The sequence below is a fragment of the Kitasatospora sp. NPDC085464 genome (assembly GCF_044541955.1).
Classification (GTDB): Bacteria; Actinomycetota; Actinomycetes; order Streptomycetales; family Streptomycetaceae; genus Kitasatospora.
The window spans coordinates 247,728-254,220 of the sequence record NZ_JBITTM010000005.1 but is presented as its reverse complement, the minus strand read 5'-3'; the positions used below and the strand labels follow the sequence as shown (position 1 = coordinate 254,220).

General features: G+C 69.7%; 5 protein-coding genes and 1 rRNA gene. All 6 read left to right on the top strand.

Annotated features, from left to right (window positions below; genetic code table 11):
* Positions 1 to 103: ribosomal RNA gene (gene rrf, locus ACIGG8_RS06885) — 5S ribosomal RNA — on the top strand; the annotation flags it as partial.
* A gap of 98 nt (positions 104 to 201) precedes the next feature.
* On the top strand, positions 202 to 822 hold the full coding sequence (pgsA, locus tag ACIGG8_RS06880; RefSeq protein ID WP_396546180.1) for a CDP-diacylglycerol--glycerol-3-phosphate 3-phosphatidyltransferase: 621 nt from the start codon (positions 202 to 204) through the stop codon (positions 820 to 822).
* Between the two features lie 124 nt (positions 823 to 946).
* Positions 947 to 3,442 carry a sugar phosphate nucleotidyltransferase gene (locus ACIGG8_RS06875; RefSeq protein ID WP_396546179.1) on the top strand — a complete coding sequence of 832 codons (2,496 nt, stop codon included), beginning with the start codon at positions 947 to 949 and terminating at the stop codon, positions 3,440 to 3,442.
* Positions 3,443 to 3,637: 195 nt separating this feature from the next.
* Complete coding sequence (locus ACIGG8_RS06870) at positions 3,638 to 4,729, top strand: DUF881 domain-containing protein (protein ID WP_396546178.1); 1,092 nt, start codon at positions 3,638 to 3,640, stop codon at positions 4,727 to 4,729.
* Entirely contained in the window at positions 4,726 to 5,058 is a 333-nt protein-coding gene (locus ACIGG8_RS06865) for a small basic family protein (RefSeq protein WP_030062488.1), read from the top strand. Before ACIGG8_RS06870 ends, ACIGG8_RS06865 begins: the two co-directional genes overlap by 4 nt.
* A 436-nt stretch (positions 5,059 to 5,494) precedes the next feature.
* The gene (locus ACIGG8_RS06860) at positions 5,495 to 6,322 is read left to right on the top strand and encodes a DUF881 domain-containing protein (protein WP_396546188.1); all 828 of its coding nucleotides are present in this window, start codon (positions 5,495 to 5,497) and stop codon (positions 6,320 to 6,322) included.
* The last annotated feature ends 171 nt before the right edge of the window (positions 6,323 to 6,493 follow it).

Sequence of the window (6,493 nt, the reverse complement as noted above, 5' to 3'; positions counted from 1 at the left end):
CGTGAGGGAAACGCCCGGTTACATTCCGAACCCGGAAGCTAAGCCTCACAGCGCCGATGGTACTGCAGGGGGGACCCTGTGGGAGAGTAGGACGCCGCCGAACAATTCTTCGAGAGAAGCCCCCGCCGGGTGAACCGGACGGGGGCTTCTCTGTTGTAAGGTCAATGTGCATTGTCGTCACGACGGACAGGAGGCCCTCGGGTGGAGGTCCAGGAGACGCGGGTCCAGACCGATCGCGTCCTCACCATCCCCAACCTGCTGAGCATGGGCCGGCTGGTCGGCGTCCCGCTTTTTCTCTGGCTCATTCTGTGGCCGGTCTTCGGCGGGCCCAACAATGACGGCTGGGCGCTGCTGATCCTTATGCTCAGCGGAATCAGCGACTACCTGGACGGAAAGCTCGCCCGGCGGTGGGGGCAGATCAGCCGGGTGGGGCAGTTGCTGGACCCGCTGGCCGACCGGCTCTATGTGCTGTCCACGCTGGTCGGATTGACCTGGCGTGAGATTCTGCCCTGGTGGCTGACGGCGATTCTGCTGGCCCGGGAGCTTTTCATCGCCGCGCTGCTGCCCATTCTGAACAAGCACGGGTACGGCCCGCTGCAGGTGAGTTTCCTGGGTAAGGCGGCGACCTTCAATCTGATGTATGCTTTCCCGCTCCTCTTGCTGGGCAGCGTGGACAGCTGGATCGCGCGGCCGGCCGAGGTGGTGAGCTGGGCCTTCATCTGGTGGGGGACCACGCTGTACTGGTGGGCCGCCATTCTTTACGCGGTGCAGGCGCGGCAGATCGTCAAGGGGCGTCCCGCGGGCTCGGCGTCCGCAGTCTGAGACGTGATCTGAGAGAAGCCCCACGCCTCATCGGTGCGTCGGACGATACCTTCCGGGTAGAGAACCCTCTGGAACGGTTTGATGGACCTGCTGGTCCACCACCGCGAAGGAGGACGCACCCGTAATGAAAGCCGTTGTAATGGCAGGGGGCGAGGGGACTCGACTCCGCCCGATGACCTCCAGCATGCCGAAGCCGCTGCTTCCGGTCGCCAACAGGCCGATCATGGAGCACGTGCTTCGGCTGCTGAAGCGGCACGGTCTCTCCGACACCGTCGTCACCGTGCAGTTCCTTGCGTCACTGGTCAAGAACTACTTCGGTGACGGCGAAGAGCTGGGCATGCATCTGACCTATGCCCACGAGGAGACACCACTGGGCACTGCGGGGAGTGTCAAGAACGCCGAGGACGCGCTCAAGGACGACTCGTTCCTGGTGATCTCCGGTGACGCGTTGACCGACTTCAATCTCTCCGAATTGATCGACTTTCATCGCAGCAAGGATGCTCTGGTCACCGTCTGTCTCACCAGGGTGCCGAATCCACTGGAGTTCGGTATCACCATCACGGATGACGACGGACGGGTCGAGCGATTCCTGGAGAAGCCGACCTGGGGGCAGGTCTTCTCCGACACGGTGAACACCGGTATCTACGTGATGGAACCCGCGGTCTTCGACTACGTCGCAGCGGGTGAGTCCGTCGACTGGTCGAGTGACGTCTTCCCGCAGCTCCTGAAGGAGGGCAAGCGGGTCTACGGCTACGTCGCCGAGGGCTACTGGGAGGACGTGGGCACGCACGAGAGCTACGGCAAGGCCCAGGCGGACGTCCTGGAGGGCAAGGTCGAGGTCGAGCTGGACGGGTTCGAGATCTCGCCCGGCGTGTGGGTCGCCGAGGGGGCCGAGGTGGACCCCGAGGCGGTGCTCCGCGGGCCGCTCTACATCGGGGACTACGCCAAGGTCGAGGCCGGCGTCGAGATCCGCGAGCACACCGTGCTGGGCAGCAACGTCGTCGTCAAGCGCGGTGCGTTCCTGCACAAGGCCGTGGTGCACGACAACGTGTACGTCGGGCCGCAGAGCAATCTGCGGGGCTGCGTGATCGGCAAGAACACCGACGTGATGCGGGCCGCGCGGATCGAGGACGGGGCGGTGATCGGGGACGAGTGCCTGGTCGGCGAAGAGTCGATCATCGGGGCGAACGTCCGCGTCTACCCGTTCAAGACCATCGAGGCCGGCGCCGTCGTCAACACCTCGGTGATCTGGGAGTCGCGCGGTCAGGAGCACCTCTTCGGCGTCCGTGGCGTCTCGGGGATCCTGAACGTCGAGATCACCCCGGAACTCGCCGTCCGGTTGGCCGGGGCGTACGCGACGACCCTGAAGAAGGGGGCGACCGTCACCATTGCGCGTGACCACTCGCGTGGTGCGCGTGCGCTCAAACGGGCGATGATCTCGGCGCTGCAGACCTCGGCGATCGACGTCCGCGACCTGGAGAACGTGCCGATGCCGGTGGCGCGGCAGCACACGGCCCGGGGGAGTGCGGGCGGGATCTTCCTGCGGACCACGCCGGGGGTGCCGGATTCGCTGGACATCCTCTTCTTCGACGAGCGCGGTGCGGACCTGTCGCAGGGCGGGCAGCGCAAGCTGGACCGCGTGTACGCGCGCCAGGAGTACCGGCGGGCCTTCCCCGGCGAGATCGGGGACCTGACCTTCCCGTCCAGCGTCTTCGACTCCTACGCGGGCAACCTGCTGCGGACGGTGGACACCACCGGGGTCCGGGAGGCCGGGCTGAAGGTGGTGGTGGACACCGCGCACGGCAGCGCGGGCCTGGTCCTGCCGAGCATCCTCGGGCGGCTCGGGGTGGAGGCGCTGACCGTCTCCAGCGGGCTCGACGAGGCGCGGCCGACGGAGGACACGGAGACGCGGCGGGCGGGGCTGGCCAGACTCGGTGAGCTGGTGGCCTCCTCGCGGGCGGCCTTCGGGGTCCGCTTCGACCCGGTCGGCGAGCGCGTCGCGTTCGTGGACGAGCTGGGCCGGGTGATCGACGACGACCGGGCGCTGCTGGTGCTCCTGGATCTGGTGGCGGCCGAGCGCCGCAGCGGGCAGGTGGCGCTGCCGGTGACCACGACCAGGATCGCCGAGCAGGTCGCCGCGTACCACGGCACCCAGGTCATCTGGACCACGACGACGCCGGACGACCTCGCGAAGGCGGCCTCCGCGGAGGGCACGGTGTTCGGCGGGGACGGACGCGGCGGCTTCGTGGTGCCCGAGTTCAGCGGGGTGCTGGACGGCGCCGCGGCCTTCGTCCGGCTGGTCGGCCTGGTCGCGCGGACCCAGCTCACGCTGAGCCAGATCGACGCGCGGATCCCGCAGGCGCACATCCGGCGCCGCGACATCGCGACGCCGTGGGCGGCGAAGGGCATGGTCATGCGCTCGGTGGTGGAGGCGGCCGGCAGCCGGCGGCTGGACACCACCGACGGCGTCCGGGTGGTCGAGGCGGACGGGCGCTGGACGCTCGTGCTGCCGGACCCGGCCGAGGCGATCACCCACCTCTGGGCGGAGGGCCCGGACGACGAGGCCACCGAGGCGCTGCTGGACGAGTGGGCGGCGGTGGTCGAGGGCGCCGGGCGGTGACGGCACGGGTCTGAGGACCGAACGGGCCCGAGGACGGAACGACCCCGATCGGCGGGGCGCACGGCATCGTTCGTGCGCCCCGCTGTCCGTTTTCACATCGATCGGAACAATTCGTCACTTCCGTCTTGTGTGCAGCGTGTGTGCAGCTCAGGGGCCGTGCACGGACCCCCTCACCGTCATGGGACGATGGTCCCCATGCCAGCGACGCCGACACCGAGTACCCCGAACGGGCGGTACAACCGCCCGGACGCCTCGATGTCCCTGCTGACCAACGTGATGGACCACAGCCTGGACGAGGGCTACGCCGAGGCGGCCGCGGCCCGCGGTGGTGCCCGTGACAGCCGGATACCCGGGACGCTCCAGGGCCTGCTCACGCTGGGCGCCGGTCTGGCGCTGGTCGGAGCGGTGGTGACGGTGGGCGCGGTGAACGCGCACAAGGCCGAGCCGACACTGGCCAAGGAGCGGGACGCGCTGATCCACCGGATCAACGACAGCAACACCTCGGCCGACCAGCTGCAGAAGCAGGTGCAGGAGCTGCGGCGGAAGGTCGACAACACGCAGCAACAGGCGCTCGCCTCGGGGGACGGTGACACGGGGGCTCTGAGCGGCGCCGTGGGCCTGGGCGAGGTCACCGGGCCGGGAGTGAAGCTGGTCCTGGAGGACGCCGCGGGGACGGGCCTGGGCGGCAACGTCGACCCGCGGGCGGGGCAGGGCTTCTCCAACAGCGGCCGACTGCGGGACCGCGACCTGCAACTGGTGGTGAACGGCCTCTGGGGCTCCGGCGCCGAAGCCCTCGCGATCAACGGCCAGCGGCTCACCGCGCTCTCCGCGATCCGGGCCGCCGGCGAGGCGGTGCTGGTGGACAACCGGCCGCTGGTGCCCCCGTACACCATCCAGGCGATCGGGGACGGGCCGAAGCTCCTCACCGCCTTCGAGAACGACATGGCCGGGCAGTACCTGCGGCTGCTCCAGGAGAAGTACGCCATCAAGTCGACGCTCTCCACGCAGAAGAGCCTGACGCTTCCGGCGGCGGTGGGGGTGACGCTGCGGACCGCGCAGCCGGTCACGCCCGAGCCCTCGCCGCCGGCGACACCGTCGGCCACGGCCACGGCGAGCGGAACGGGCTCGCCCGGCCCAGGAACCCCGGAGGGCCCGGGCGCGTCCGTCTCACCGTCGGCCTCATCGAGCCCTTCACCATCCGCGACCAGCGGTGGTCAGAACCCCAAGCGGCGCCCGTCGACCGGATCCGCCAAGACCACGACAGGGACAGGAGCAGCCAGACCGTGATTGCCGTACTGGGTCTTGTGATCGGGGTGGTCGTCGGCCTGTTCGTCCAACCCGAGGTGCCGGACGCCGTCGTGCCCTACCTGCCGATCGCGGTGGTCGCGGCCCTGGACGCGGTGTTCGGCGGCGTCCGGGCGATGCTCGACGGGATCTTCAACGACAAGGTCTTCATCGTCTCGTTCCTGTCGAACGTGGTGGTCGCGGCCCTGATCGTCTTCCTCGGTGACCAGCTGGGCGTCGGCTCGCAGCTGTCCACGGGTGTGGTCGTCGTCCTCGGCATCCGCATCTTCTCCAACGCGGCTGCGATCCGGCGCCATGTCTTCCGTGCCTGAGCAGGGCCGCGAGGAGGCGGCGCAGGAGCAGCGGGACGCGGCGGTGGCCGATCGGGCCGCTGTGCGGACTGTCGCCGGGCCGGCCGCGGAGCCGACCGTGGAGTCGGACGGCAGGACTTCCGAGGAGTCCGTCGTGGAGGCCGCCGAGGCGCCCGAGCCGGAGTCGGGCGGGGAGGCCGGGTCGGCGGAGCCGGACGAGGCTGCTGAGGAGGCCGGAGCGGCCGTCCCGGCCGCGCGGGCCGAGCCGGTCGGGGAAGCCGCGGAGGAGCCGACGGAGGACCCGGCCGAGGAGAAGTCTGACGCTGAGGCTGAGCGTGAGGCCGACGCGGTCCCGGAGCCCACGCTGCGGCTGGTGAAGCCGGTCCGGCCGGAGCCGGAGGCCGTCCCCGCGCCGCAGGCCGAGCCGGCGCCGCCTGCCGCCCCGAAGTCGAAGGCGATCCCGGCGCCGCAGGCCGAGCCGGAGTCCGAACCGGAGCCTGAGGGTGAGCCCGGCCCCGCAGCGGCGGAGCCCGGCGAGCAGGAGCCCGCCGCCGACGGGAGCGCCGGCCGGCGGCGTCTGAAGGCGGCGCTGTGGCCACCGCGACTGTCCCGTGGGCAGCTGGTGGTGGCACTGCTGCTGTTCTCGCTCGGCCTGGGGCTGGCCATCCAGGTGCGGTCGACCAACGACCACCACAGCCAGCTGCGCGGCGCCCGGCAGGAGGACCTGGTCCGGATCCTCGACGAACTGGACAGCCGTCAGCAGCGTCTCCAGCAGGAGAAGGCGGAGCTGGAGCAGTCCCTGGCGAAGTTGGAGAACAGCTCCAACCAGGCCAAGGAGGCCCAGGAGCAGACCAGGAAGAAGGTGACGGAACTCGGCGTGCTCGCCGGTACCGTCAGAGCCACTGGTCCGGGCATCGTACTCACGGTCGATGATCCCCAAGGGCAGGTGAAGGCAGATATGCTGCTGGACACCCTGCAGGAACTTCGAGCGGCGGGGGCGGAGGCGATTCAGATCAACGATGTGCGCGTGGTGGTCAACACCTACTTCACCGACCTCTCGGGCGGTGGGGTGCAGATCGACGGGAAGAAGGTCTCGCAGCCCTATCGGTTCACCGTCGTGGGGAACCCGCAGGATCTGACACCTGCGCTGAACATCCCGGGAGGGGTCGTCCGCACGCTGGAGAGCCACCAGGCGCGGGCGACGATCACCCAGCAGCAGAAGGTTGTCGTGGACGCCCTCGTGGATCCGAAGACGCCGCAGTACGCCAAGCCGGCTTCGAAGTGACGAGGCGTCCGACGAACGGCCCGTCACGGGCCGGCGGCACCCGGTGCGGGGCGCCGCCGCCACGTGGGCGAGACTGGTTCGCACCAGTACGCTCCGGATCAAGAACCGCAGCACCAACTGTCGGAGTACCACTCAAGCGGGCCCGAGCCGCAACCGGGCTCGCAGCCTGTC

Bases quoted from the DNA above. Each gene is read 5' to 3' on its own strand.
- ACIGG8_RS06875 (WP_396546179.1), top strand. From the start codon at position 947: ATGAAAGCCGTTGTAATGGCAGGGGGCGAGGGGACTCGACTCCGCCCG.
- ACIGG8_RS06870 (WP_396546178.1), top strand. From the start codon at position 3,638: ATGCCAGCGACGCCGACACCGAGTACCCCGAACGGGCGGTACAACCGC.